This window comes from Nocardia sp. MDA0666, from assembly GCF_003023875.1.
Taxonomy (GTDB): domain Bacteria; phylum Actinomycetota; class Actinomycetes; order Mycobacteriales; family Mycobacteriaceae; genus Nocardia; species Nocardia aobensis.
Genome location: NZ_PYHT01000035.1, coordinates 1 through 25033, shown reverse-complemented (window position 1 = coordinate 25033; position 25033 = coordinate 1). Strand labels below are relative to the sequence as shown.

At 68.9% G+C, this 25033-nt stretch carries 23 protein-coding genes and 1 pseudogene; 15 read left to right on the top strand and 9 right to left on the bottom strand.

The features are described 5' to 3' along the window. Positions 1-37: 37 nt before the first annotated feature. On the top strand, positions 38-1510 hold the full coding sequence (locus tag C8258_RS30335) for an NAD(P)H-hydrate dehydratase (protein WP_369974847.1): 1473 nt from the start codon (positions 38-40) through the stop codon (positions 1508-1510). 98 nt (positions 1511-1608) lie between these two features. Here C8258_RS30335 and C8258_RS30330 read toward each other — a convergent pair whose 3' ends face one another. Beyond that, on the bottom strand, positions 1609-2427 hold the full coding sequence (locus tag C8258_RS30330) for an SDR family oxidoreductase (protein ID WP_106958054.1): 819 nt from the start codon (positions 2425-2427) through the stop codon (positions 1609-1611). Between the two features lie 161 nt (positions 2428-2588). On the opposite strand from C8258_RS30330, the gene alr reads away from it, so the two are divergent. The 6 genes from alr (at position 2589) to tsaD (ending at position 7849) form a co-directional block, all read left to right on the top strand. Beyond that, positions 2589-3731, top strand: coding sequence for an alanine racemase (gene alr / locus C8258_RS30325; RefSeq protein WP_233225441.1), 1143 nt, complete (start codon positions 2589-2591; stop codon positions 3729-3731). Continuing rightward, the gene (locus C8258_RS30320) at positions 3731-4861 is read left to right on the top strand and encodes an alpha/beta fold hydrolase (protein WP_106958052.1); all 1131 of its coding nucleotides are present in this window, start codon (positions 3731-3733) and stop codon (positions 4859-4861) included. Before alr ends, C8258_RS30320 begins: the two co-directional genes overlap by 1 nt. Beyond that, positions 4854-5339 carry a tRNA (adenosine(37)-N6)-threonylcarbamoyltransferase complex ATPase subunit type 1 TsaE gene (tsaE, locus tag C8258_RS30315; RefSeq protein ID WP_051024324.1) on the top strand — a complete coding sequence of 162 codons (486 nt, stop codon included), beginning with the start codon at positions 4854-4856 and terminating at the stop codon, positions 5337-5339. Before C8258_RS30320 ends, tsaE begins: the two co-directional genes overlap by 8 nt. A gap of 259 nt (positions 5340-5598) precedes the next feature. Continuing rightward, positions 5599-6288 (top strand): tRNA (adenosine(37)-N6)-threonylcarbamoyltransferase complex dimerization subunit type 1 TsaB, encoded by a 690-nt coding sequence (gene tsaB / locus C8258_RS30310; RefSeq protein WP_106958051.1) that lies wholly within the window; start codon positions 5599-5601, stop codon positions 6286-6288. Beyond that, positions 6285-6818 carry a ribosomal protein S18-alanine N-acetyltransferase gene (gene rimI, locus C8258_RS30305; protein WP_063063868.1) on the top strand — a complete coding sequence of 178 codons (534 nt, stop codon included), beginning with the start codon at positions 6285-6287 and terminating at the stop codon, positions 6816-6818. The genes tsaB and rimI overlap by 4 nt, the downstream gene beginning before the upstream one ends. Beyond that, complete coding sequence (gene tsaD, locus C8258_RS30300) at positions 6815-7849, top strand: tRNA (adenosine(37)-N6)-threonylcarbamoyltransferase complex transferase subunit TsaD (RefSeq protein WP_106958050.1); 1035 nt, start codon at positions 6815-6817, stop codon at positions 7847-7849. Before rimI ends, tsaD begins: the two co-directional genes overlap by 4 nt. Before the next feature lie 27 nt (positions 7850-7876). Here the strand turns inward: tsaD and C8258_RS30295 are convergent, their stop codons facing one another. Next, positions 7877-9466 (bottom strand): Hsp70 family protein, encoded by a 1590-nt coding sequence (locus C8258_RS30295; protein WP_106958049.1) that lies wholly within the window; start codon positions 9464-9466, stop codon positions 7877-7879. A gap of 687 nt (positions 9467-10153) precedes the next feature. Here C8258_RS30295 and groES point away from each other — a divergent pair. Together groES and groL are read left to right on the top strand one after the other, a co-directional pair. Further along, positions 10154-10456, top strand: a complete 303-nt coding sequence (groES, locus tag C8258_RS30290) for a co-chaperone GroES (RefSeq protein WP_030513506.1) — start codon at positions 10154-10156, stop codon at positions 10454-10456. 168 nt (positions 10457-10624) lie between these two features. Continuing rightward, a complete protein-coding gene (groL, locus tag C8258_RS30285) occupies positions 10625-12232 on the top strand; it encodes a chaperonin GroEL (RefSeq protein ID WP_106958048.1) in 1608 nt (535 codons plus the stop codon). Between the two features lie 275 nt (positions 12233-12507). Here groL and C8258_RS30280 read toward each other — a convergent pair whose 3' ends face one another. From C8258_RS30280 to C8258_RS30270, 3 genes are all read right to left on the bottom strand, one after another. Then, positions 12508-12816: a hypothetical protein gene (locus tag C8258_RS30280; protein WP_233225440.1), complete on the bottom strand. Its 309-nt coding sequence runs from the start codon at positions 12814-12816 to the stop codon at positions 12508-12510. A 1-nt stretch (position 12817) separates the two neighbouring features. Continuing rightward, positions 12818-13393, bottom strand: a complete 576-nt coding sequence (locus tag C8258_RS30275; RefSeq protein WP_106958076.1) for a sigma-70 family RNA polymerase sigma factor — start codon at positions 13391-13393, stop codon at positions 12818-12820. A gap of 421 nt (positions 13394-13814) precedes the next feature. Continuing rightward, the gene (locus tag C8258_RS30270; protein ID WP_030513510.1) at positions 13815-14108 is read right to left on the bottom strand and encodes a WhiB family transcriptional regulator; all 294 of its coding nucleotides are present in this window, start codon (positions 14106-14108) and stop codon (positions 13815-13817) included. Between the two features lie 648 nt (positions 14109-14756). Here C8258_RS30270 and C8258_RS30265 point away from each other — a divergent pair. The 3 genes from C8258_RS30265 (at position 14757) to C8258_RS30255 (ending at position 17545) form a co-directional block, all read left to right on the top strand. Beyond that, positions 14757-15644, top strand: coding sequence for a hypothetical protein (locus tag C8258_RS30265; RefSeq protein WP_199195902.1), 888 nt, complete (start codon positions 14757-14759; stop codon positions 15642-15644). A 127-nt stretch (positions 15645-15771) separates the two neighbouring features. After that, the gene (locus C8258_RS30260) at positions 15772-16350 is read left to right on the top strand and encodes a sigma-70 family RNA polymerase sigma factor (RefSeq protein WP_030513512.1); all 579 of its coding nucleotides are present in this window, start codon (positions 15772-15774) and stop codon (positions 16348-16350) included. Then, positions 16343-17545: an anti-sigma-D factor RsdA gene (locus C8258_RS30255; protein ID WP_106958047.1), complete on the top strand. Its 1203-nt coding sequence runs from the start codon at positions 16343-16345 to the stop codon at positions 17543-17545. The genes C8258_RS30260 and C8258_RS30255 overlap by 8 nt, the downstream gene beginning before the upstream one ends. 184 nt (positions 17546-17729) lie before the next feature. On the opposite strand, the gene C8258_RS30250 is transcribed toward C8258_RS30255, so the two are convergent. Beyond that, a complete protein-coding gene (locus C8258_RS30250; protein ID WP_025347353.1) occupies positions 17730-18143 on the bottom strand; it encodes a DUF5319 domain-containing protein in 414 nt (137 codons plus the stop codon). Between the two features lie 267 nt (positions 18144-18410). On the opposite strand from C8258_RS30250, the gene guaB reads away from it, so the two are divergent. Both guaB and C8258_RS30240 read left to right on the top strand, forming a co-directional pair. After that, the gene (gene guaB, locus C8258_RS30245; RefSeq protein WP_232329264.1) at positions 18411-19955 is read left to right on the top strand and encodes an IMP dehydrogenase; all 1545 of its coding nucleotides are present in this window, start codon (positions 18411-18413) and stop codon (positions 19953-19955) included. A 261-nt stretch (positions 19956-20216) separates the two neighbouring features. Further along, complete coding sequence (locus C8258_RS30240) at positions 20217-21386, top strand: GuaB3 family IMP dehydrogenase-related protein (protein ID WP_036498307.1); 1170 nt, start codon at positions 20217-20219, stop codon at positions 21384-21386. A gap of 21 nt (positions 21387-21407) precedes the next feature. On the opposite strand, the gene C8258_RS30235 is transcribed toward C8258_RS30240, so the two are convergent. Next, entirely contained in the window at positions 21408-22205 is a 798-nt protein-coding gene (locus tag C8258_RS30235) for an alpha/beta fold hydrolase (RefSeq protein WP_106958075.1), read from the bottom strand. A gap of 215 nt (positions 22206-22420) precedes the next feature. Between C8258_RS30235 and guaA the strand changes: the two genes are divergently transcribed. Beyond that, positions 22421-24001, top strand: coding sequence for a glutamine-hydrolyzing GMP synthase (gene guaA / locus C8258_RS30230; RefSeq protein ID WP_369974846.1), 1581 nt, complete (start codon positions 22421-22423; stop codon positions 23999-24001). Between the two features lie 84 nt (positions 24002-24085). Here the strand turns inward: guaA and C8258_RS30225 are convergent, their stop codons facing one another. Together C8258_RS30225 and C8258_RS30220 are read right to left on the bottom strand one after the other, a co-directional pair. Beyond that, positions 24086-24307, bottom strand: coding sequence for a hypothetical protein (locus C8258_RS30225; protein ID WP_039776628.1), 222 nt, complete (start codon positions 24305-24307; stop codon positions 24086-24088). Then, positions 24300-25033, bottom strand: a pseudogene (locus tag C8258_RS30220) (PspC family transcriptional regulator); the annotation flags it as partial. The pseudogene C8258_RS30220 and the gene C8258_RS30225, both read right to left, overlap by 8 nt.

Here is a 25033-nt window from a genome sequence, read left to right as displayed (position 1 = left end):
GAGCGCGATTCCTACCGCGATCCCTACGAGGAGGCGAATGATGGCACCGGTCCTGCGGGGATACTTCACCGTCGACGAGGTGCGAGCGGCCGAAGCCGAACTGTTCGAGCGGGTCGCCGCGGGGGTGCCGATGCGCCGCGCAGCGTACGGATTGGCGAATGTGGTTGCGGCCGAACTACGGGAACGAACCGGAGCCGTCGCCGGGCGAGCCGTGACCCTGCTCGTCGGATCCGGGGACAACGGCGGCGACGCGCTCTGGGCGGGCGCCACGCTGCGCCGGCGCGGGGTGGCGGTGACGGCGGTGCTGTTGTCACCCGAGCGAGCGCATGCGGAAGGGCTCGCGGCGCTGCGCCGGGCGGGCGGCCGGATTTGCGAGGCCGGCGCGGGATCTGCCGCGGAACTGCTCGGCACCCCGGACCTGGTGGTCGACGGCATCGTCGGCATCTCCGGCCGGGGTGCGCTGCGACCGCGGGCCGCCGAACTGGTGGCGGTGGTCGAGGCACCGATCGTCGCCGCCGATCTGCCGAGCGGTGTCGATCCGAATACCGGTGCGGTGGACGGCCCGGCGGTGCGGGCCGCGGTGACGGTGACCTTCGGTGCGTACAAGCCGGTGCATGCGCTGGCCGCACCGTGGTGTGGGCGAATCGAGTTGATCGACATCGGTTTACGGTTGCCCCCGCCGGCCCTGGCCGCCTTGGAGCCGGTGTCGATCGGTCGTGACTGGCCGGTGCCCGGACCGCACGACGACAAATACACGCAGGGCGTGACCGGGATCCATGCCGGCAGTGACACCTATCCCGGCGCCGCGGTGTTGTGCACCGGCGCCGCGGTGACCGCCACCTCCGGCATGGTGCGTTACGCCGGAACCGCGGCCGCGCAAGTGCTCGCGCAGTTCCCGGAAGTCATCGCGGCCGAGAGTATTTCCGATACCGGCCGGGTGCAGTCCTGGGTGTTCGGGCCGGGGGCGGGCACCGACGACGCGGCGCGTGAGCGCCTGGCGGAGATCCTGGCCACCGACCTGCCCGTGGTGGTCGACGCCGACGGATTGACCCTGCTTGCCGCCACGCCGGAGCTGGTCACCGGTCGCGGCGCGCCGACCGTATTGACCCCGCACGCAGGCGAATTCGCGCGTCTCACCGGCCGTGAACTCGGCCCCGATCGGGTGGCGGCGGTCCGGGAACTCGCCGAGAAATGGCAGGTGACGGTCCTGTTGAAGGGGCGATCCACGCTGGTCGCCACCCCCGGCGAGCCGACGCTGGTCAACGAGGCGGGCGGTTCCTGGGCGGCCACCGCGGGCGCGGGCGACGTCTTGTCCGGCGTCATCGGCGCCCTGCTGGCGGCGGGGCGGGAACCCGCGTGGGCGGCGGCGGCCGCCGCGCGCGTCCACGCGCTCGCCGCCAACCTCGCCGCCCACGCGAACAGCGATGCGGGAGCGCCCATTTCGGCTACTCCGCTGCTGCACCACCTACGCGCCGCGGTGCGGACCTTGCGCAGTCTTGCCGAAAGCTGACCGTCGACCGGCTGATCCGGGTGCACTTTCCGGCCTGAGGGGTTCGGTGGCCGGTGCCGAAACCGCACCGACGGCATCCCCCACGGGTCGTTTCCGAATCAATCCCCTTGTGCCGCCAGCGTTACCGACTCCCATTCGCGCCAGGTCGAAAGCCGCGACTCGTAGTCGGCGGTCGCGATCTGCAGCGGCGCGGTGCCCAGGAACAGCCGCAGGGGCGGTTTGTCGGCGTCGACCACCGCCAGGATCGCCGACCGCGTGGCCGTCGGTTCGCCCGGCTGCTGGGACGAACGGGTGCGATTGCGCGCCGCCCGCACCTCGTCGTATGCCGGGTTCTCCGCGCTGTGGACCGACGACGGACCGGCCCAATCGGTGCTGAACCCGCCCGGCTCGATCAGGGTGACGTGGATGCCGAAACCGGCGACCTCCTGCGCCAGCGACTGCGAGAACCCCTCGAGCGCCCACTTCGACGCGTGATACGCGCCGAGATTCGGGAAGGCGCTGATCCCGCCGATGCTCGACACCTGGATGATGTGCCCGCTGCCCTGCTCGCGCAGAATCGGCAGCGCCGCCTGGGTGACCCACAGCGCCCCGAAGACATTGGTCTCGAGCTGCGCGCGGATCTCGTCCTCGGTGAGCTCTTCGATCATGCCGAAATGGCCGTAACCGGCGTTGTTGACCACGACGTCCAGGCGGCCGAACCGCGCAGCAGCCTCGGCGACCGCCGCGAAATCGCCCGCGCGGTCGGTGACGTCCAACCGCAGCGGCAGGAAGGTGTCGGGGTAGGCGGCGACGATATCGTCGAGCGTCTCCAGCTTGCGCGCGGTTCCGGCGACCCGGTCGCCGCGCTCGAGGGCCGCGAGGGCCCATTCGCGACCGAATCCGCGTGAGACGCCGGTGATGAACCAAACCTTGCTCATGAAACCCCTCTGGTGGATGGGTGGTGGCGGGCGGCGTATGCCCGCGTGAACCACGCTAACGAGCTGGAGTGCACTCCAAGCAAGAGTTGATTTCGACCCGATCCGAAGTCACTCGGGCGCGCCGGGTGGCCGTGGCGCGCCGCGTGGCAGGATCGGTAGCCGTGAGTAGCGCTGATCCGCAGGTGGAGACCGTCGTCGATCTGGATGCCATCGCACACAACGTGCGGATACTGCGCGAACACGCGGGCGATGCCGCGGTGATGGTGGTGGTGAAGGCCGACGCCTACAATCACGGCGCGGTGCAGGTCGGCCGGGCGGCACTGGCCGCGGGCGCGGCCGAACTCGGTGTGACCACCATTTCCGAGGCGCTCGAGCTGCGCGCGGCCGGTATCACCGCGCCCATCCTCAGCTGGCTCAACACCTCCGACGCGGATTACACCGCCGCGATCGCCGCCGATATCGAGATCGGCGTGTCCTCGACCGCCCATCTGCGGGCGGTGGAGCGCGCGGCGCGGGCGAGCGGGACCACCGCGACCGTCACGCTGAAGCTCGATACCGGCCTGAACCGCAACGGTGTCTCCTCCGCGGACTATCCGCACGTGCTGGCCCTGCTGCAGGAGCTGGTCGCCGAGCGGGTGGTGCATCTGCGGGCGATGTTCTCTCATCTCGCCCATGCCGATCAGCCGCAGCATCCGGTCATCGATGTGCAGCGGGACAGATTCGTCGAGGCCATCGCCGTCGCCAAGGATTACGGATTGCAACCCGAGGTGGTCCACCTGGCCAACTCCGCGGCCACCCTCACCCGGCCCGATCTGGCGTTCGACATGGTGCGGCCCGGTATCGCCGTCTACGGCCTCAGTCCGATTCCGGAGATCTCCGACTTCGGCCTGCGTCCGGCCATGACCTTCCGGGCCCGGGTCGCCCTGGTCAAGCGGGTGGCGCAGGGCGAGGGCGTGTCGTACGGCCACGAGTGGATCGCGCCGCACGACACCACCGTGGCGCTGATTCCGGCGGGCTATGCCGACGGTGTGCCGCGCGGTCTGGGCGGGCGGATCGCAGTGCGGATCGGGGACGCGGAGTATCCGAACATCGGCCGGGTGTGCATGGACCAGCTGGTAGTGGACCTCGGCGAGAACCGGCAGGGAGTGCAGGAGGGCGATCGCGCGGTGCTGTTCGGCGGGGCTCCCGGCGATCCGCACGCACAGCGGTGGGCGGAACTGATGAACACCATCCACTACGAGATCGTGTGTTCCCCCCGTGGCCGTGTCGTGCGAGGCTATACCGGACAGGCAGGGGTGGTGTGATGGAACCCGAACGGGCACATCGGTTTCGGAACGCGCGGCGGGTACGGTCCACCCTGCTGCGGGGCGGGGTGGCATCCGCGAGTGTGCTGGGCGCCCTCGCCGGTGCGCAGGCCCTGCGGCGAATGGGCGCCGCCGTCGCCTGGCCGGCCCGCGGTGACGACCTGCGCGACGAGGATTTCACGCTGCTGGACCGCGACCCCGCGCGCCGCGTGGTGGCCGACGACGGCGTACCACTGGCCGCCCGCGTCGTCGGCGCCGAGAACCCCTCCGCCACGGTCGTTTTCATGCACGGATTCTGTAACAGCATGCACTCGTTCCACTTTCAGCGCCGCGATCTGGCGCGGCAGTGGGGCGAGCAGGTCCGCATGGTGTTCTTCGATCTGCGCGGGCACGGCAGCTCCGGCACGCCGAGCAGTGCGAGCTGCACGGTCGCGCAGCTGGGACGCGACCTGCTGCGGGTGATCGAGGAGTGCGCACCCGACGGGCCGCTGGTGCTCGTGGGGCATTCCATGGGCGGGATGGCGATTCTCGCGGCGGCCGCCCAGGATCCCGAATTGTTCGAGCGCCGCGTGCTGGCCTCCGCACTGCTGTCCACCACCGCGGCCGGAGTGACCCGTGCCGGTGCGGCACAGCTGTTGCGCAGTCCGGCGATCGACGGGTTCCGGGTACTCGTCCACACCTCCCCGGCGCTGGTGCAGGCGGGACGGGTCACGGCACGCCGGCTGATCACCCCGGTGCTGCATGTCAGTTCGTTCCACGGCGACGTCAGTCCCACACTGTCGCGATTCACCACCTCGATGATCGATCGGACACCGGTCGAGACCATCGTGAAATTCCTCGAAGCATTGCAGGTCCACGACGAATCGGCGGCGCTGCCGGTGCTCGCGCCGCGGCCGGCGCTGGTCGTCGGCGGCGACCACGATCTGATCATCCCGTTCCGCAACTCGCGTGAACTCGCCGCCCGGCTCCCGGACGCCGATCTGGTCCGGGTCACCGACGCCGCGCATATGGTGCATCTGCAGTATCCCGAGTTGATGAATGCCGCGCTGGAGCGATTGCTGTTGCGCGCGGGCGTCTTCGGCGGCTCATCCGTCGAATTCGGCGCGGGCCGGGAGGCGAGCAATGGCTGAGCGTCGCGACGGGGCGCCGGACGATCAGGGCGAGGCCGAGCGCCGGGAACTGCCCACGGTCGCCGATACCGAGGCGCTGGGCCGGGAGCTGGCGGCCGAGCTGCGGCCCGGGGATCTGGTGGTGCTCGACGGTCCGCTCGGTGCGGGGAAGACCGCGCTGACCCGGGGGATCGCGGCCGGGCTCGGGGTCGAGGGGCGGGTCAGCTCACCGACCTTCATCATCGCGCGGCAGCATCGCGCCGGCGCGGCGCCGGGATCGATACCGCTGGTGCACGTCGACGCCTATCGGCTTGGCGGTGATCTCGACGAACTGGACGCCCTGGATCTCGATGCCGATCTGCACGAATCGGTCGTGGTGGTGGAATGGGGTCTCGGGGTGGTCGAACATCTCGCGGACCGTCATCTGCGGGTGCGGCTGCATCGGGAAGCGGAATCGGAGACACGCACCGCCACCTGGGAGTGGGTCGGACAGTACTGATCGGTTGTGATGCTCGCCACCGATGCCGCTCGGGCGAATCCGCGGCAGCGTGGAATCCGGTCCGGCCAACCGCGCCCGGCTGCACCGGCGCTCCGGCAGTTGTTGCGGCACTTAATCGTTGACGAGCGCTGGGCGGGCGCCTCGTGACGACGTGCGCACCTCCGGCGCGCAGCGGTTTGCCCTGCGGTTGCGACATGCGGATACGCCGACGGCGCTGATGGCATACGGGAGGTGACCAACCGGTATCGTTGAGGCAATCATGCTTGTACTTGCTGTCGACACCGCGACGCCTGCCGTTACAGCAGGACTGGTGGAACTGGAGCAGGCCGCCACACAGCCGCAGGTCCGCACTCTCGCCTCCCGGGTGACCGTGGACGCGCGCGCCCACAACGAGGTGCTCACCCCGCAGATCCTGGCCTGCCTCGAGGAGGCCGGCCGCACGCGCACCGATATCGGAGCGGTCGTGGTGGGTATCGGCCCCGGCCCGTTCACCGGCCTGCGCGTCGGTATGGCGACCGCCGCCGCCTTCGGCGACGCCTTGGGCCTGCCGGTGCACGGCGTCTGCAGTCTCGACGCCATCGCCGCGGAGGCGTGGGCCGACGTGCCGGGCGGGCAGGACGAGAGTTCCGGCGCCGAACTGCTCGTGGTGACCGACGCCCGCCGTCGCGAGGTGTACTGGGCGCGGTATCGCCGCAGCGGACGCGTCGACGGCCCGGGCGTGTGCAAACCCGTCGATCTGGATTCCGGGGACGCGACCGCGATCGCCGGATCGCCCTCGCACGTCGACTTTTTCGATCTTCCGGTGCTGCCGGTGGAGACCCCGTCGCCCGCGGGTCTGGTGCGGTGCGCCGCCCGCGACATCCTCGCGCGCGTGACGCCGGAGCCGCTGGTCCCGCTGTATCTGCGCCGGCCCGATGCGGTCGAACGCAGCTATCAGGCGGTGCGATGAGTACCGAATCCTCGCCGGTGGTCCATATCGAACCGATGGGCCCGGCCGATATCGCGCGCTGCGTCGAACTGGAACTGCTGCTGTTCCCGGAGGACGACCCCTGGCCGGACGTGGCCTTCCGCTCGGAGCTGGCCGGTTCGCACAATCGCTATCTGGTGGCGCGCGACGATGCCGGGCGCATGCTCGGGTACGCGGGCATCGCGCTGCTGGGCACAGCCGACCATCCCGAGGCCGAGATCCACACCATCGGTGTCGATCCGGACGTGCACCGTGGGGGAATCGGGACCGTGCTGTTGCGCGCGTTGCTGGCCGAGGCCGGACGGCGCGGTGGACCGGTCTTCCTCGAGGTGCGGACCGACAATGCGCCGGCCATCGCGCTCTACGAGAAGCACGGCTTCCACATCATCGGCCTGCGCAAGAGCTACTACCAGCCCAGCGGCGCCGACGCGTTCACCATGCGCCGCCCGGCGATGACCGGATTCCCGCACCCGGGCGCCGAGCGCGCCCACGACTCCGAGGTCCTGTCATGATCGTCCTGGGTGTCGAAAGTTCCTGTGACGAAACCGGTGTCGGCATCGTGCGCCGCCATCCGGACGGCACCTGCGAACTCCTCGCCGACGAGGTGGCGTCCAGCGTCGACCAGCACGCGCGGTTCGGTGGAGTGGTTCCCGAGATCGCCTCGCGCGCCCATCTCGAGGCCATCGTGCCCGCCATGCGGCGCGCCCTGTCGACGGCGGGGATCGCCAAGCCGGATGCGCTGGCCGTCACCATCGGACCGGGCCTGGCCGGTGCGCTGCTGGTGGGCGTGGCGGCCGCGAAAGCCTATGCGGCGGCCTGGGATATCCCGCTGTTCGCCTTGAACCATCTCGGCGGGCACGTCGCCGTCGACACCCTCGAACACGGTCCGATGCCGCCGTGTGTGGCCCTGCTGGTTTCCGGCGGGCACACCCATCTGCTGCACGTGACCGACCTGGCCGAGCCGATCGTCGAAATGGGCAGCACCGTCGACGATGCCGCCGGCGAGGCGTTCGACAAGGTGGCGAGACTGCTGGACCTCGGCTTCCCGGGCGGCCCGGCGCTGGATGCCGCTGCGGCTCACGGTGATCCGGCCGCGATCGCCTTCCCGCGCGGGATGACCGGGCCGCGTGATCCGCGGTACGACTTCTCCTTCTCCGGTCTCAAGACCGCCGTCGCCCGGTATGTCGAAGCGGCCCAGCGCAACGGGACCGAACTGCCGATCCCCGATATCGCGGCCTCGTTCCAGGAGGCCGTAGCCGATGTGCTGACCATGAAGGCCGTGCGCGCGGCGCAGGATGTCGGTGTGGACACGCTCGTGCTCGGTGGCGGCGCGACCGCCAACTCCCGCATCCGGTCGATGGCCGAACAGCGATGCGCGGCCGCCGGTCTGACCCTGCGGGTGCCCAAGCCGCGCCTGTGTACCGACAACGGCGTCATGATCGCCACCCTGGGTGCCCACGTGATCGCGGGCGGCGCCGAACCGTCCCCGTTGACGGTCGCGACCGACCCGGGACTTTCGGTGTCCACCAGCCAGATTCGCTGACGCCGTCTCGAAGACGATTCCTTCGACTCAGTCCTGGGGCTGCACGGTCGTCGTGCCGGGCGCTGCCGACCGTCCGGACGGAACGGGATCACCCGGCTCGGTGGGCTGGGCCGGGTCCGAATCCGCGGATCCGGAACTCGACCGCGGCAGCACCGGAACCCGGGTGTTGCCCGGCTTGGTCGGCGCGGCTCCCGGCGTCGGGGTATTCGGTGTGCTCGTGTCGGGCGTAACCGGTTGCGGTGTGGTGGTTCCCAGCAGCGGACCAAGCAGATGCGGCAGATTGGGCGGCAGCGGAATCTGCGGCAGATTCGGATCCGGCCGCAGTACCGGCGCGCTGGTGGTCGGCGTGACCGGCGGGACCTGATCGGCATTGGTCGTCGGCAGTGAACTGCCCGGCGAGGTCCCGGGTGCCGAACTGCCCGGCTGGGTGCTGCTCGCCGGCGGATGTTCGGTCCGGCTCTGCCCGGTGCCGTCCGTCGGTGTGCCCGCGGGCGTCGGGGTCGGCGCGGGTGTGGTGGTCAGCTGGGTATCGGTCGTCCCCGCTGGGGTCACATCCTGATGGGCGGTCGGCACGAGTTCCTTGACGCCGTAGCCGACCACGAGACCGACCACCACGACCGCGCCGACGAGGGTGCCGATCACCTTGGTGAAGGTTCCGGCCGATCCGTCGCTCCCCAGCGCGATCGGGGAGAAGGTGGAGGGCTGGGCCGAATCGGCAACCAGCGCCGCACCTTTCGCGGTCACCGCCTCCGGCTCCGGAACCGAGACCACGGGGATGTCGAGCAGTGCGTCGAGTCCCTCGACCAACGAGGCGATATTGGCGCCGCCGCCGATGATCGCCACCGCCTCCGGAACTTTCGGCGCGCGTGCGAAGACCGCGCGGGCGTAGTCGGCCGCCTCGTGCAGCAGATCGGCTATCAGTTCGGCGAAATCGGCGCGGGTCAGCTTCAGCGGCTGCCCGGCGACGTGGTCGATGGTCACCGCCGGGGCGATGGACAGATGTTCCTTGGCCGCCCGGCTGCGATTGATCAGCATGTTCCGGTTCGGCCGGGTGCCGCGGCGGGCGAAATGGCAGTCCAGCAGGTGGTGGTAGATCAGCTCGTCCACCGCGGAGCCACTGATCGCCTCGGTGCGCTCGGAACGCAGCACGGTGTCGTCGGCCAGATCGGCCACGGTGACCGTCGTACCGGAGGCGCCGAGGTCGATCACCGCGACCGTCTCGTAGCGGTCGAGCAGGCCGGTGTCGCGCAAATAGGTCAGTGCCGCAGTACTTTCGGGGATGAGCTGCACATCCCGGCGCTGCCGGCCGATCGCGGCACGAATCGCCATCGCCTGCTCGCGATCGCGGTAGGCGACCGCGATGGCACCGGCCGGGACGGGCTGGGTCTGCGGCGCCGAGGCGCCGGGCGAGTGCGTGCCGACGCGGTGCAGATAGTCGCGGGGCATCTGCGTGGTCATGAGTTCGATCGACGAGGCGACCAGATCACCCGGATCGGAATGTGCCACATCCGCCGACACGACGCGGTAATCGAAACTCTGGGCACCGTTGGGCGCGGTGGCGACGACGGCCGAGCAGACGACCTCGTTCCCGGCGGAGATACCGAGGGATGTTCGCATGTTCACCTCCCTTCTCGAGCTGGTCGAGCGGACGGCCATGGTGGTACCGACCATCTCGAACGGACATCAGGGGCATCCGCTGTGCGGCGAATACTCCGCGCGCGGATCGGGACGGGGCTTCGTCCGTCGGGGGGCGGTCCGGTGAGGCGCCATACCGTCAGGCTGTCGGTCCCATCAGGTGCGATCCGTTTTCAGGGTCGGGACCGGCCGTCGATCACGTGCGGTCTTGTTCTCGTCTCAGGTGTGCGCGAGGTCGTCGCGCGATGGGTGAAGCTGTTGTACTCGGGATCGCGTGACGGCTACGCCCGATGGGCACGCCGTAACGACACAGCTGTCGTACGACATGACCGATCACGGAACCGTCTTACATACTGTCACAATCCGTTATCCGAACGTTACAGATTTTTCGGATCAATTGCCACGCCCTCGGGTGTGTCGTGAAGTCAGCACTGCCCACCCTTGAGCGCTGGCACTCTCATGTATAGAGTGCTAGTCGGCACTGGTTGTGCTCAGGTGCCAGCTCGACTTTGGGCAAGGGTCCCGGCACCCGCGACGACGGGGCTGTGCGCAGGGTCGGCACGGCGGTAGTGGTAACGCTCCACGAACGCCGCATCAACACCGTGACCAAACCGTGAGTCCGGGGAACAGCCCCGGACGACCGAATCCCCTGAAAGTGGAGGGCTCAACGTGGCGAGCGTGAACATCAAGCCGCTCGAGGACAAGATCCTCGTCCAGGCCAACGAGGCCGAGACGACGACCGCCTCCGGCCTGGTCATCCCCGACACGGCGAAGGAGAAGCCCCAGGAGGGCACCGTCGTCGCCGTAGGACCCGGCCGGTGGGACGAGGACGGCGAGAAGCGCATTCCGCTGGACGTCAAGGAAGGCGACGTCGTCATCTACAGCAAGTACGGCGGCACCGAGATCAAGTACAACGGCGAGGAGTACCTGATCCTGTCGGCGCGCGACCTGCTGGCCGTCGTCGACAAGTGATGACCGACCGATGACCCTCGCGGCCGTCGCGATTCGGATCGCACCGTAACGATCACTGCCCCGGTGCCCCACGCGTGGGCCCGGGGCAGTGGTCGTTGTGACTCCGGCTTCCCGGCCGCGGGTCGTCGCAGGCCCGTCCACCACTCCCACCCCAAGGACATCTCAACCATGGCAAAGCAGATCGAGTTCGACGAGAAGGCTCGTCGGGCAATGGAACGCGGCGTCGACAAGCTGGCCGACGCCGTCAAGGTCACCCTCGGCCCGCGTGGCCGGCACGTGGTGCTGGCCAAGGCGTTCGGCGGCCCCACCGTCACCAACGACGGCGTCACCATCGCGCGCGACATCGACCTCGAGGATCCCTTCGAGAACCTCGGTGCGCAGCTGGTCAAGAGCGTCGCCACCAAGACCAACGACGTCGCCGGCGACGGCACCACCACCGCCACCGTGCTGGCCCAGGCCCTCATCAAGGGCGGTCTCAAGAACCTCGCCGCCGGCGCCAACCCGATCGGCCTCGGCGTCGGTATGAGCAAGGCCGCCGACGTCGTGTCCGAGGCCCTGCTGGCCGCCGCCAAGCCGGTCTCCGGTGAGAAGGCCATCGCCCAGGTCGCCACCGTCTCCTCGCGCGACGAGGAAATCGGCGAGATGGTCGGCAAGGCGCTGACCACCGTCGGCAAGGACGGCGTGGTCACCGTCGAGGAGTCCTCCACGGTCAGCACCGACCTGGAGATCACCGAGGGCGTGCAGTTCGACAAGGGCTACCTGTCGGGCTACTTCGTCACCGACCCCGACAAGCAGGAAGCCGTCCTCGAGGACGTCCAGGTGCTGCTGCACCGGGAGAAGATCAGCTCGCTGCCCGACTTCCTGCCGCTGCTCGAGAAGATCGCCGAATCCGGCAAGCCGGTGCTGATCATCGCCGAAGACGTCGAGGGCGAGGCGCTGTCCACCCTGGTCGTCAACGCCATCCGCAAGACCCTCAAGGTCGTCGCGGTCAAGGCGCCGTTCTTCGGTGATCGCCGCAAGGCGTTCCTCGACGATCTGGCCGTTGTCACCGGTGGCACCGTGATCAACCCCGACCTGGGCATCAGCCTGCGCGAGGCCGGTCTGGACCTGCTCGGCCACGCCCGCCGCGTGGTCGTCACCAAGGACGAGACCACCATCGTCGACGGTGCCGGCACCCAGGAGGCCATCGACGCCCGCGTCGCGCAGCTGCGCGGCGAGATCGAGGCCACCGACTCCGACTGGGACCGCGAGAAGCTGGAGGAGCGGCTGGCCAAGCTGTCCGGCGGCGTCGCGGTCATCAAGGTCGGCGCGGCCACCGAAACCGCGCTCAAGGAGCGCAAGTACCGAGTCGAGGACGCGGTCAGCGCGGCCAAGGCCGCGGTCGAGGAGGGCATCGTCGCCGGTGGTGGAACCGCACTGGTGCAGGCGGCCACCAAGCTGGTCGAACTGCGCGACTCGCTGACCGGTGACCAGGCCATCGGCGTCGAGGTCGTACGGCAGGCGCTGCGGGCGCCGCTGTACTGGATCGCCACCAACGCCGGTATCGACGGTGCGGTCGTGGTCAGCAAGGTCAGCGAGGGCAAGGACGGCTTCAACGCCGCCACTCTGACCTACGGCGACCTGATCACCGACGGTGTCGTCGACCCGGTCAAGGTCACCCGCTCCGCGGTCCTCAACGCCACCTCCGTGGCGCGGATGGTGCTCACCACCGAGAGCGCCGTGGTCGAAAAGCCGGCCGAGGAAGAGGCGGGCGACCACCACGGTCACGCGCACTGAATTCTTGGCCTCCGCTTCGCTCCGGCGGGGTTGCGGCCCCCTAGGGCTCGTCGATCGGCACCTGCTGCTTGCTCCTTCGTCGCGTACGCAGCAGGCACCGATCGACGAGCCGGGCCGCAACCCGTGGCGGTTGGGTTGGGCCGAGAATTCTCGGTGACGGCAGGTTGTGTAACGCAACGGCCCGTTCACGTTCGAAACGTGAACGGGCCGTTGGCGTTTTCGGGATGAGACCGCGAGTGGATACTCGCCGGAGCCGTGGCGGCTGCGCCGGGGGCTCAGTTGAGGGAGGTGGGGCCGGGTTCCTCACCGTTGCGTTGAGCCGGTGGGCGAATGTGTCGTGCGGCGGGGGCGTGATCGTCGGCGATCGCGGCCAGGAGCCGGGTGCGGAGGGTGGCGGGTGGCTGGACGGCCGACGCCGAGGCGAACAGGGTAAGAGCTTCTCTGGTCAGTTGCACTTCCGTGTCGAAGTCCGCGCGCAGTACCGGATCGCCGGAGTCGAACAGCTCCTGCACCGCGCGCTGGTCCTCGTCGCCGATCGATCCGAGCGCGACCGTATGCGCGAGATCGATCTGGCTCTCGTTCATCTCACGTCACTCCCAAACTCTTTTTCAGTCGTGTCAATCCGTCCCGAATCCGGGACTTGACGGTCGGTAACCCTACTCCGAGGTAAGTAGCCACCTCGGCATATGTCCGGCCGCCGAAATACGCCAGCGAAATGGCCTCGCGCTGGGTTTCGGTGAGGGTGGCGAGGCTCTCGCGTACGGCCTGTTGTTCGAGTCGGCGGCCGACTTCCTCGGTGACCTCGTCGAATTCGTTGCCGAGAGTCGCGGCGCCGTAGGTGACCTCGCGCTGGGCATGCGCCTGTTCGGCACGGACACGGTCGACGGCGCGCCGATGCGCGAGCGTCATCAGCCAGGTCACCGCCGAACCCTTGGCCGGGTCGAAATTGGCTGCGGTGCGCCAGATCTGGAGGTAGACCTCCTGGGTCGTCTCCTCCGCGTAACCGGAATCGTGGAGGACACGCAGCACCAATCCGAATACCCGGGCGCTCGTGCGGTCGTACAGCTCGGCGAATGCTTGCCGATCGGCGCGGCCGCAGCGCACCAGAAGTGCCGCCAGCTCGATACTTTCGCTTGCGCGTGCCGTGATCGCAGAGTCCACACTCGGTGTGGCCACCCGACCGTCCCCGATGGATCCTTGGAACGAGTCGCCCTCTGCGGCCGGCGGCCGCGTTGTCACAACGCTCCATTCTGTGTCATCGGCCACTACCGTAGCGCGCCGCTATGACCTCCTTCCGGGTGGGGTGCGTCGGGCAACACACCTGTGGCCCAGCGGATTTCGCGCATAAAACGACACGCCGAGGAGTGTATGGAGACACGCCGTGACACGCCGATGACTTTCACGAAACGCTGAGGCTTGGGTGCGGCTGTTGGTCTACATGCGGCAGGCGAATCGGCGGTGGCCGAGAACCTGCGCCTGTACCGTTGTCGCCGGCCACGTTCAGTGGCCGGGTGTTTGCTAGGTATTCGGCGCCCCAGCTGGTTCGGATCGGTCCGGTGCGACCGAATTTCGCGTGCGCCGGTCAGACGGCCATCCGGCGGCGATTGCGCCGGGCGTGGAGCTCACGTTCGGTCTCCGACATGCCGCCCCAGATGCCGTACGGCTCGCTGACCTTCAGGGCGTGGCTGCGGCACTGCATGAGCACCGGGCAGGTCCGGCAGATCTCCTTGGCGCGCAACTCCCGCTGGGTGCGCGCGCGTCCGCGCTCGCCGTCGGGATGGAAGAAGACGGAGGAGTCCACACCGCGGCAGGAGCCGCGCATCTGCCAATCCCAGATGTCGGCGTTGGGACCGGGGAGGTGGGTGGGCATGGGCATGGTGAACTCCTCATGGTGCGAGCTCGTCGGCGTTGTCGAGCGGTGCTTGGCAGCAGCGGTCTGTCCGGACCCTGGGGCGGGGGCGACAGTGACCTCGCCGAGATCGGGCTCGGACCGTATCGCCGATCTCCGGCGATCGCAGTACGCGGTCGCCGCAATTTCGCGCGGCGCCGACGACGGCGATGAAGTACGTTAGGTCGCACAGTGAAATCACGTCAATAGATACGTCGATAGTGATCGCAATTCCGGCAGATCTCAGATTTAACCTGCACGCTGTTTACTTTCCGGACCGGAAAAGCGATACTGACCGGTTGACTTGTTTCGCGAGTATTGCGGCGTGTCTGTAGATTCTCACATTTTCCCAGCTCACACTGTGCTTAGCGGAAGAAATGACCTGTTGTACTTGCCAACGCTGGGGAGTGTGATATGTGATGTGGCACACTGGTCCCGGTGGCGCGGAAGAAGTCCGGATGGCCGAGTCGGGGCGGGCAGGTTAATAATCCGAAAAGCATGCGAATATCGCTTCGGTGCGCCGGCGGTTAGCTCGTTGCAGATTTACCTGATCGAAACATGGCGCCGCCGATTTTTCGCTGAGAAATAGCCCGTGCGCGGTTCTGGGTACCGCACTCCTCCGGATAAGGTGCGCTGGTGTTGGATTTGTCCCCGCGAGTCGGCGGGTTGCTGGACTCCGGGAGCGCGCCCGTACTGGCCGACGCGGCGTTCGGCGGCCGCCCCGGGATCGCGCCCGCGGATCTTCCCGCCGCCGCCGACCCCGCCGGAACCTGGCTGCGGGCGGTCGTCCTCGGTGGTCAAGGGCGATATGCGGCGGCACGCACCGAATTGCTCCGGGCCGCCCGGCTGACCCGGGATCCGGTACTCGGCTCGCTCGTGGCCTCCACCGAGGCGTCGCTGCTGCGCCAGCTCGGCTGGCATGCGCGCGCGGCGATTCTGGACGGGCGTGCGGCCGCGCTGGCCGTGAACCTGCCGGTGGGGAGGGCGGCCGATCCGATGCGCGCCGCGGCGGTCTGCGACGCGCTCACCGGATTGGCCGCGGACGCGCTCGGGACCGGGCAGCCGCAGGTGTCCGCACGATTGCTGCGGCGCTGTCGCGACGAAGTCGATCGCGCACCCGCGGATCTGCGAACCCTGGTGCGCTGGCATTGGGTCAGCGCCGAAACCGCCCTTGCCGCACCCGGTATGGAACTGGTCGCCGAGCCTGCCCTGGCTCATGCCGAGGCGGCGGTGGCCGCGGCCGAGCGGATGGGATCGGTTCGGCATCAAGTGAAGTCGCGGCTGCTGGTGGCCGCCGCGGCGGCGGGCGACGGTGACATCGATCGCAGCCGCGCCGTGGCCGAGCTGGTCGATTCCGACTGCGCCGCACACGGATTGCTGCCGCTGCGCTGGGCCGCCGCGATGTTGCGAGCGGGGGTGTGCGAACCCGCCGCGGCCCGCCGCGCGGCCGCGGAATCGGGTGCGTACGCGCAGATCCTGGCTGGTCGGGGCGGTCGGCTGCGGCTCGGCCCGGAAACCGGGTGAGCAGTGATCCCCCATGTTGTCCGACTCACATAGCTGAGCCGCTATTGTTGGTTCCGTTCCACCGACCGGTGGAAGCACCGGTCGAAATCCGGCCGTGCCACTTGTAACGCCAGGAATATCTCTGACGATGACGCACTCGGGCGAGGAGTTGGACGCCGCCGTAGCTGCTGCAGCTCAGGGCGACCGTTCCGCTTTAGCCCAGGTACTGGAAATCATCCGCCCGCTGGTAGTTCGCTATTGCCGTGCGCGGATCGGTTCCGCGGAGCGTGGGCAGCTCTCCGCGGACGACGTGGCGCAGGAGGTCTGCTTGGCTGTGATGACCGCCCTGCCGCGTTACCAGGACCAGGGGCGGCCGTTCATGGCTTTCGTGTACGGAATCGCCTCGCACAAGGTCGCCGACGCTCATCGCAACGCCGCCCGTAACAAGGCGGACGCGATGGCCGAAGTACCAGATGTCATATCCACCGACCAGGGGCCGGAGCAGCGCGCTCTCGAATCCGAAACGAGCCGGCAGATGAACAGTCTGCTGGCCACGCTACCGGAGAAGCATCGAGAGATCCTGATCCTGCGTTTGGTCATGGGTTTGTCAGCAGAAGAAACTGCTGTCGCCGTGGGCAGTACGGCGGGAGCTATACGAGTGGCTCAGCATCGGGCGCTCGCGAAACTGAAGTCACAAGTGGCGAGGGCAGGTGAAATGTATGGCTAGGGATGGCGAGCGCGGTCGGGGCGACTGGAAGGCGCGGCTTGGATCGCCGAACAGCGGTCCCTATGCCGAGGCATCCGGGGAGTCCGGTGATTCCGGGCCGGTGGATATCGCGGCGGTACGCCGCGACGATGCGCTGATAGACGCCATCGCCGGCGACGGTCCCGTCGCGACCGACAGTGCCGAGGAGTATCAACTCGCGAGCCTGCTCGCGAATTGGCGGGCCGATATCGTCGAGACTCCGATGCCGGCCGGTCCCGATCTGGACGCCGTGGTAGCGGCCGTCAACCAGGAGATCGGAGCGCGGGAGGCGAGGGTCAACGCCCATCGCCGCGGCAGATTGCGACTGGTACGTCCGTTGATGGGCGCCGCGGCCGCGGTCGCGGTGATCGCGGGCGGGACGACGGCGTTCTCCTACGGCGCGCAGCCGGGTGATCCGTTGTGGCGGGTGAAGGAGGTCGTGTTCAGCCAGCAGGCGCAGACCACGATCGCCCAGCGCGCCGACGACGATATGACCAAGGCGCAGACGCTGATCGACCAGGGACACCCGGAACAGGCCAAGGCACTGCTGGAGAGCGCTTCCACCAACACGACCCAGGTCGACGACAATTCGCGCAAGCAGGATCTGCAGCTGCGCTGGCAGCATCTGCTGGATCAGCTGAAGACCACCGCACCCGGGGTGGCCGCCGCGCTGGAGTCGCTGGAGCCGAAGGCCAATACGACGCCGACCACTCCGACCGTGGTCGCGCCGACGACGCCGGGACAGGCCACCAACCCGAGCCAGCACGAGAGCAGCGGTTCCAAGCAGAGCACTCCGGGTCCGGAGATCATGCGCAGCCAGACCGCGCCCGAAACCGGGGCGAACGGTTCGGTACCGGGCACGCCGGGCACCGAGCCGGGAAGTGGTTCCAAGCCGCCGACGCAACAGCAGCAGCAACCGCCGACGACTGCCGAGCCGCCGACGCACGAACAGCCGCCGACACAGCAGCAGCCGCCGACCAACGAGCAGCCGCCGACACAGCAGCAGCCGCCGACGAATCAGCCCACCGCCAATTCGCCGACCACCATCGGCGGAGGGGCGGTGGTCCCGCCGCCGCAGCCGCAGCAGACCGTCGCCCCGGTCCGCCCGTCGGTGCCCTCGGCGCCGACCGTGGTGGTGCCGCCGGCCGGTGGGGGATTGCACACCGGCATCGGCTAGAGCGACATATCCGGCCGGAACGACATATCCGATACGAGAACCGATCGCCGATTCCGGCGGTCGGATTCGTGTTTTCGGGGGTAGATGTGCGCGCCGAGATACTCGGCAGAAGTGTGGAAAGTCACACGCCGGACGTGCGCGCGGCTACGCCGACGCGAGCGCTACGCGGCTGTTGCAGAACGGGTCAGGCGTCGAAGCCGTCGAATCCGTCGCCGTGCAGGGCTTCGTTCATCGAGGCATCCGCGTATCCGCGGCAGTAGTCCCACGTCACGTAGGCCTCCGGCGTCGGATCGTAGGCAGGCTCGTGCGGGCGGACCGTGCCGTCGACCAGCAGTTGCAGCAGGTTGGCGCGCAGCATGTCCCAATCGTGGTAGTGGTCCTGCCGGCAATCCTCACAGCTCACCACGAGACCGCGGATGCCCCGATGGGACAGCAGCGCCTCGTACACCGCGAGATCGGCGAGATCCTCTTCGACCGCTAGGCGCTCGTGGGGGTCCAACGGCTCCCCAGGCTCAATGGCATCGAGCGCGGCCGACGGGTCGGAGGGATCTCCGGCGAAGGGGTCCGGCGGCAGGCCAGGTGGTAGATGGTCACGCACAATCCCACGGTACGCAGAACCACCCCCTCCGCGCCAGCGCTGAAGGCATTTTGACGCGCTTGTTGCGCGGCTGTCACCCTCGTCCACCACTGTGTCGGAGGCGACGAGGTCGCCCCCGCAGGCGGCCGATACCATGGATACACAGGCGCCGGGTAGCACGCTTCGGCTCCACCATCCATCAGCTGTTCTCGATCGGTACCGAGGTCCCCGGAAGGCGGGGCCGCAGTGCCGTATCGGTGCTTTCGAGGTCCAGGAGGGGTCGATCAGATGAGTAGTCCCGTGATGGGCGAACGAGCCGTCCGCCCGCATACGGGTGGTGACGATCCGAACAAGATCGCCATGCTCGGCCTCACGTTCGACGACGTGCTGTTGCTGCCGGCCGCTTCCGATCTGATCCCCAGCTCGGTCGAGACCTCCAGCCGGCTGACCCGCGAGATCACGCTGCGCACCCCGCTGGTGAGTTCGGCGATGGACACCGTCACCGAGGCGCGGATGGCGATCGCCATGGCCCGCGCCGGCGGTATGGGCGTGTTGCACCGTAATCTGTCGGCCGCCGATCAGGCCGCCCAGGTGGAGACGGTGAAGCGGTCCGAGGCCGGAATGGTTACCGATCCGGTCACCTGCCGGCCGTCCGACACCCTCGCCGAGGTCGACGCGATGTGCGCGCGGTTCCGGATCTCGGGTCTGCCCGTGGTGGACGAGACCGGTGCGCTGGTCGGCATCATCACCAACCGCGACATGCGTTTCGAGGTCGATCAGAACCGCCGGGTCGCCGATGTGATGACCAAGGCGCCGCTGATCACCGCCCAGGAGGGTGTCACCGCCGAGGCCGCCCTCGGCCTGCTGCGCCGGCACAAGATCGAGAAACTCCCGATCGTCGACGGCAACGGCCGGCTGCGCGGGCTGATCACCGTCAAGGACTTCGTCAAGACCGACCAGTACCCGAACGCCACCAAGGACCGCGACGGCCGTCTGCTGGTCGGCGCGGCGGTGGGTGTCGGTGAGGACTCCTGGTCGCGCGCGATGAGCCTGGCCGACGCCGGGGTCGACGTGCTGATCGTCGATACCGCGCACGGCCATCAGGCCCAGGTGCTGCAGATGGTCGCCAAGGTCAAGAACGAGGTCGGCGACCGGATCCAGGTCGTCGGCGGCAATGTCGCCACCCGCGAGGGTGCGGCAGCACTGGTCGAGGCCGGCGCCGACGCGGTCAAGGTGGGTGTCGGACCCGGTTCGATCTGCACCACCCGCGTGGTCGCCGGCGTCGGCGCCCCGCAGATCACCGCGATTCTCGAGGCCGTGGCCGCGTGCCGCGCCGCGGACGTGCCGGTGATCGCCGACGGCGGCATCCAGTTCTCCGGCGATGTCGCCAAGGCCATCGCCGCCGGTGCGTCGACGGTCATGCTCGGTTCGCTGCTCGCCGGTACCGCCGAATCCCCGGGCGAACTGATCCTGGTGGGCGGCAAGCAGTTCAAGAGCTATCGCGGCATGGGTTCGCTGGGCGCCATGCAGGGCCGCGGACAGGGCAAGTCCTACTCCAAGGACCGCTACTTCCAGGACGACGTGCTGGCCGAGGACAAGCTGGTGCCCGAGGGCATCGAGGGGCGGGTGCCCTTCCGCGGTCCGGTGAACCAGGTCATCCATCAGCTGGTGGGCGGTCTGCGCGCGGCCATGGGCTACACCGGTTCGCAGTCGATCTCCGACCTGCAGCAGGCGCAGTTCGTGCAGATCACCGCGGCGGGTCTCAAGGAGAGCCACCCGCACGACATCACCATGACGGTCGAGGCCCCGAACTACACCGGCCGCGGCAAGTAGGAGCCGGAGCGAGGGGCGAAGTCCCTGCCACATCAGCTCGGTGCCACCGTCGCCGCGGCGGCTTTCCGAACATCGGGAGGCCCCGCGGATCGGGGTCCCCGTGCCTGCCGTCCGACACGGACCGCCCCCGGCGTATGGCGTACGCCGGGAACTGGGAGGATGGACGCGCGTCGGCGTGAGATCGCCGCGACGTGGTGACGCCGGCGCGCGCAAGTTCGTCGCACACACGGGCCTGGCAGCACACACTAAGGAGAGACATCAGTGCGGGACATGGTCGAGATCGGGATGGGTCGGACCGCCCGGCGTACCTATGAGCTGGACGATGTCGACATCGTCCCCTCGCGGCGCACCCGGTCGTCGAAGCAGGTGTCGCTGGCATGGCAGCTGGATGCCTACCGATTCGACATCCCCGTGGTCGCGCATCCGACCGATGCGCTGGTGTCGCCGGAATTCGCGATCGAACTGGGCCGCCTCGGCGGACTGGGCGTCATCAACGGCGAGGGACTCTGGGCGCGGCACGCCGATGTGAGCGCGCGCATCGAGCAGTTGGTCGAGGTGGCCGAGCACAAGGGTCCCGAGGCCGCGGTCGAACTGCTGCAGGAACTGCACGCCGCGCCGATGCAGCCCGATCTGCTGGCCGCCGCGGTCGCGCAGGTGCGCGCCGCCGGGGTGACGGTCGCGGTGCGGGTGAGCCCGCAGAACGCGCGCGCCCTGACCCCGAGCCTGGTGCAGGCCGGCATCGACCTGCTGGTCGTCCACGGCACCATCATCTCCGCCGAGCACGTGGGCGGCGCGAGCGCGGTGCCGGCGGAGGACGCCGGCTCGTCGGTGGAACCGCTGAATCTCAAGACCTTCATCGCCGAACTGGACGTGCCGGTGGTGGCCGGTGGCGTCAGCGATCACCGCACCGCCCTGCATCTGATGCGCACCGGCGCCGCCGGCGTGATCGTCGGTTACGGCTCGATGCCCGGCGCCACCACCACCGGTGAGGTGCTCGGTATCGGTGTCCCGATGGCGACCGCGATCGCCGATGCCGCCGCCGCTCGCCGCGACTACCTCGACGAGACCGGCGGTCGCTACGTCCACGTGATCGCCGACGGTGACATCGTCTCCTCCGGCCAGCTGGCCAAGGCCATCGCCTGCGGTGCGGATGCGGCGATGCTGGGTGTACCGCTGGCGCTGGCGCAGGACGCGCCCGGCCGCGGTTGGTACTGGCCCTCGGCGGCCGCGCATCCGTCGGTGCCGCGCGGCGCGCTGCTGCAGTTCGCCGAGCCGGACGAGCAGCCCACCCTGGAGAAGGTGCTGTACGGTCCGTCCAGCGATCCGTGGGGATCGGTGAATCTCGTTGGCGGCCTGCGTCGTTCGATGGCCAAGGCCGGATACTGCGATCTGAAGGAATTCCAGCGGGTCGGCCTCAGCGTGCGGGCCTGAGAACTCGCGCCGTGACCCGGATCAGTTGAGCCGGGTCAGCACGTCCCCGCGCAGGAAGTCGCGAATCGCGGCGTTGACCTGCGCGGGGTGAGTCATGTTGACCGCCTGACGGGCATCCTCGATTTCGCAGAACCGCGATCCGGCCAGCCGGCGCGCCATTTCCAGCGCGTGCGCGCGCGGGATGCCGGCTCGCGTGGGATGGATGACCAGTGCGGGACAGGTGATTTCGGCCAGCCGATGCAGGATCGAGTCGCGGGCCAGCAGGCATCCGGCCGCGGCCTCGAGTTCGTGCGGGTCGCGCGCCAGCCATCGCTTGGTCCACACCGACCGGTACCAGGCGTCGTCTCCGATCAGCCAGTGCGCCATGTGCTCCGCGAGGACATGCCGGATATTCGGCTCCTTCCAGCGGTCCAGGAAGCGGCGCGAGGTCGCGAGTTCCTGCGGGGTGGGGCTGTGCGCCTCGGTGGAGATCAGGATCAGCGCGGCCACCCGTTCGGGAGCGAGCAGCGCGGTGCGCATGGCGCTGAACCCGCCCTGTGAGGTGCCGCCGACCACCGCGCGTTCGATGCCGAGCTGATCCAGCACGGTCAGGGCGTCGCGGGCCGCCGTCCAGTAGGTGAAGGGCAGCCCCTCGTCGCGGGTGCGTCCGTGTCCGCGCGCATCCCAGGTGACGATGCGGAACTCCGGTGACAGCGCGGCCGCCTGCGAGGCGAACATCGTTCGGTCCATGAAGAATTCGTGCCCCAGTAGCACCACGGGACCACGACCGCCGGAATCCTCGTAATGGATTTCGGCATCGATCGCACGGGCGAATGGCACGAGCACGAGGATAGCGGTCGCCGAGTACTGCTGCTCCGCCTTCGCGATCGTCGCGGAGGCCGGCGAGCATGGATATGCGTTGGCGGATAGGCCGTTTCGGACACCGGTCGGCACCGGTCGATACGACCGGCGTCGAATCGGCGGAGTGGGCGCGGTCACGGCCGCGACCGGCAGGCTCGCCCGCCCTCGAGGTGCGCCGATGCGCTCACTAAACTGTGCGGGTGGCAGAAACCCAGCGACCAGTTCTCGTCGTCGACTTCGGGGCGCAGTACGCGCAGTTGATCGCGCGGCGCGTGCGCGAATCCAGTGTCTACTCGGAAGTGGTACCGCATACCGCGACCGTGGAGGAGATCGCCGATCGGCAGCCGCTGGCGGTGATCCTGTCCGGCGGCCCGTCCAGCGTGTACGCCGAGGGCGCGCCGCAGCTCGATCCGCGGCTGTTCGACCTCGACATCCCGGTCTTCGGCATCTGCTACGGATTCCAGGCGATGGCGCAGGCGCTCGGCGGCACGGTCGCGCACACCGGCACCCGCGAGTACGGCCGCACCGAACTGAACATCGACGGCGGCGTCCTGCACGGCGGACTGCCGACGGTGCAACCGGTGTGGATGAGTCACGGCGACGCGGTCACCGATGCCCCGGCCGGTTTCGAGGTCACGGGGACGACGGCCGGTGCGCCGGTCGCCGCCTTCGAAGATCGCGCCCGGCGGCTGGCCGGTGTGCAGTACCACCCGGAGGTGCTGCATTCGCCGCACGGCCAGCAGGTGCTGAGCCGGTTCCTGCACGAAATCGCCGGCATCCCCGCGGCCTGGACCCCGGCCAATATCGCCGACGCGCTGGTCGAGCAGGTGCGTGAGCAGATCGGCGACGGGCACGCGATCTGCGGGCTGTCCGGCGGAGTGGATTCCGCGGTGGCGGCCGCGCTGGTCCAGCGGGCCATCGGCGACCGGCTGACCTGTGTGTTCGTCGACCACGGTCTGCTGCGGGCCGGTGAGCGCGAGCAGGTGCAGCGCGACTTCGTCGCCGCGACCGGGGCCAAACTGGTGACCGTCGACGCGGTGGAGAAGTTCCTCGGTGAGCTGAAGGGCGTCACCGATCCGGAGGAGAAGCGCAAGATCATCGGCCGGGAGTTCATCCGCTCCTTCGAGGATGCGGTCGCCGAGGTCGTGAAGTCCACCGGCGAGGAGGACGGTCACGGACCCGCGGTCGAATATCTGGTGCAGGGCACCCTCTATCCGGATGTGGTGGAGTCCGGCGGCGGTTCCGGCACCGCCAACATCAAGAGCCACCACAATGTCGGCGGCCTGCCCGAGGACCTGGAATTCGAGCTGGTCGAACCGCTGCGACTGCTGTTCAAGGACGAGGTTCGCGCGGTCGGCCGCGAGGTCGGGCTGCCCGAGGAGATCGTTGCGCGCCAGCCCTTCCCGGGGCCGGGCCTGGCGATCCGGATCATCGGGGAGGTCACCCCGGACCGGCTGGAAACCCTGCGGCAGGCCGACGCGATCGCGCGTGAGGAGCTGACCGCCGCCGGTCTGGACGCGCAGATCTGGCAGTGCCCGGTGGTGCTGCTGGCCGATGTGCGCAGTGTCGGCGTGCAGGGCGACGGGCGCACCTACGGCCATCCGATCGTGCTGCGGCCGGTGTCGAGTGAGGACGCCATGACCGCGGACTGGACCCGGCTGCCCTACGAGGTGCTCGAACGCATCTCCACCCGCATCACCAACGAGGTGGCCGAGGTCAATCGCGTGGTGCTCGATGTGACGAGCAAGCCGCCGGGCACCATCGAATGGGAGTGAGCGGCTGTCTCGACCGATAGCGGAGAAGGGGCCTTCCGGCATCGGCCGGAAGGTCCCTTCTTCTTTCCATCTATGTTCGGGACGCTATTTCTTCCTTCGCGGTGAAATCACCAGGGCGATGCCCACGACCACCGCGACGCCCACCACGATCCAGCCCACCGGGACCGCACTGTGGAAGGGCCAGGAGGTGGGGCCGATGAAGGCCCAGACGCTGACCAGCAGGGCGAGTATTCCGGCCAGCAGCAGCGAGAACGACGGTCCGCGCCGAGTGTCGGTCCGAGTGTCGGCCGTTTCGTTGTCAGCCACGTTTCACCTCCGCGTTTCCGGCGTGGACATCGATGTCGAGAGTGAGAATCGGCCCGTCGGCCGGTCCGGTGGGCCCCTGTGGACAGGACACATCGCCCATGCTGGCGTTACAGGTGGCGTGCAGGCGCATCGATTCCGGCACCAGCACCCGGAAGTCGCCCATCTGCACATTCACGTGGACCGTGCGATTCTCGGTCAGGGGCAGTTGGCGAAGGTCGAGCGTGCCCGAGCCCATGGTGATCTTGTATTCCGGCGCCAGATCGGCGGCCGTGGCCGGGGTCCAGACATGGTCGCCCATGGCCCCGCGATCGAATTCGACCGGGCCGACCATCGAGGCGAGGATGACGAAGCCGGCCAGCGGCGCGAGCACGACCATCAAGCCGTAACCGCGGCGCAGGAAGGCTCCGACGATCAGGCCGAGGCCGACCACCGCCAGGGCGACCGCGCCGATTCGCGCGGGTGTCATCCAGTCCGCTCCGGCGGCGGCCACTGCGCCCGCGGCCGCTGCCGCCAGGACGGCCAGGCCGATCACCACCGGGGTGAGCCGGGACCGCGGCCGCTGTACCGGGACGAAGGCGACCGGGCGTTCCTGCGTGGGGGTGGGCAGGTCCCAGGCCATCGGCGCCACGCCGAGCGGATCCCAGCCTGCCGGAGTGGGCCCGATATGCGCCGGGTCCGGGATCGGGCGGGCCCCGCTCGGGCGCGGGCCGGGGGGAGGTGTCGGGG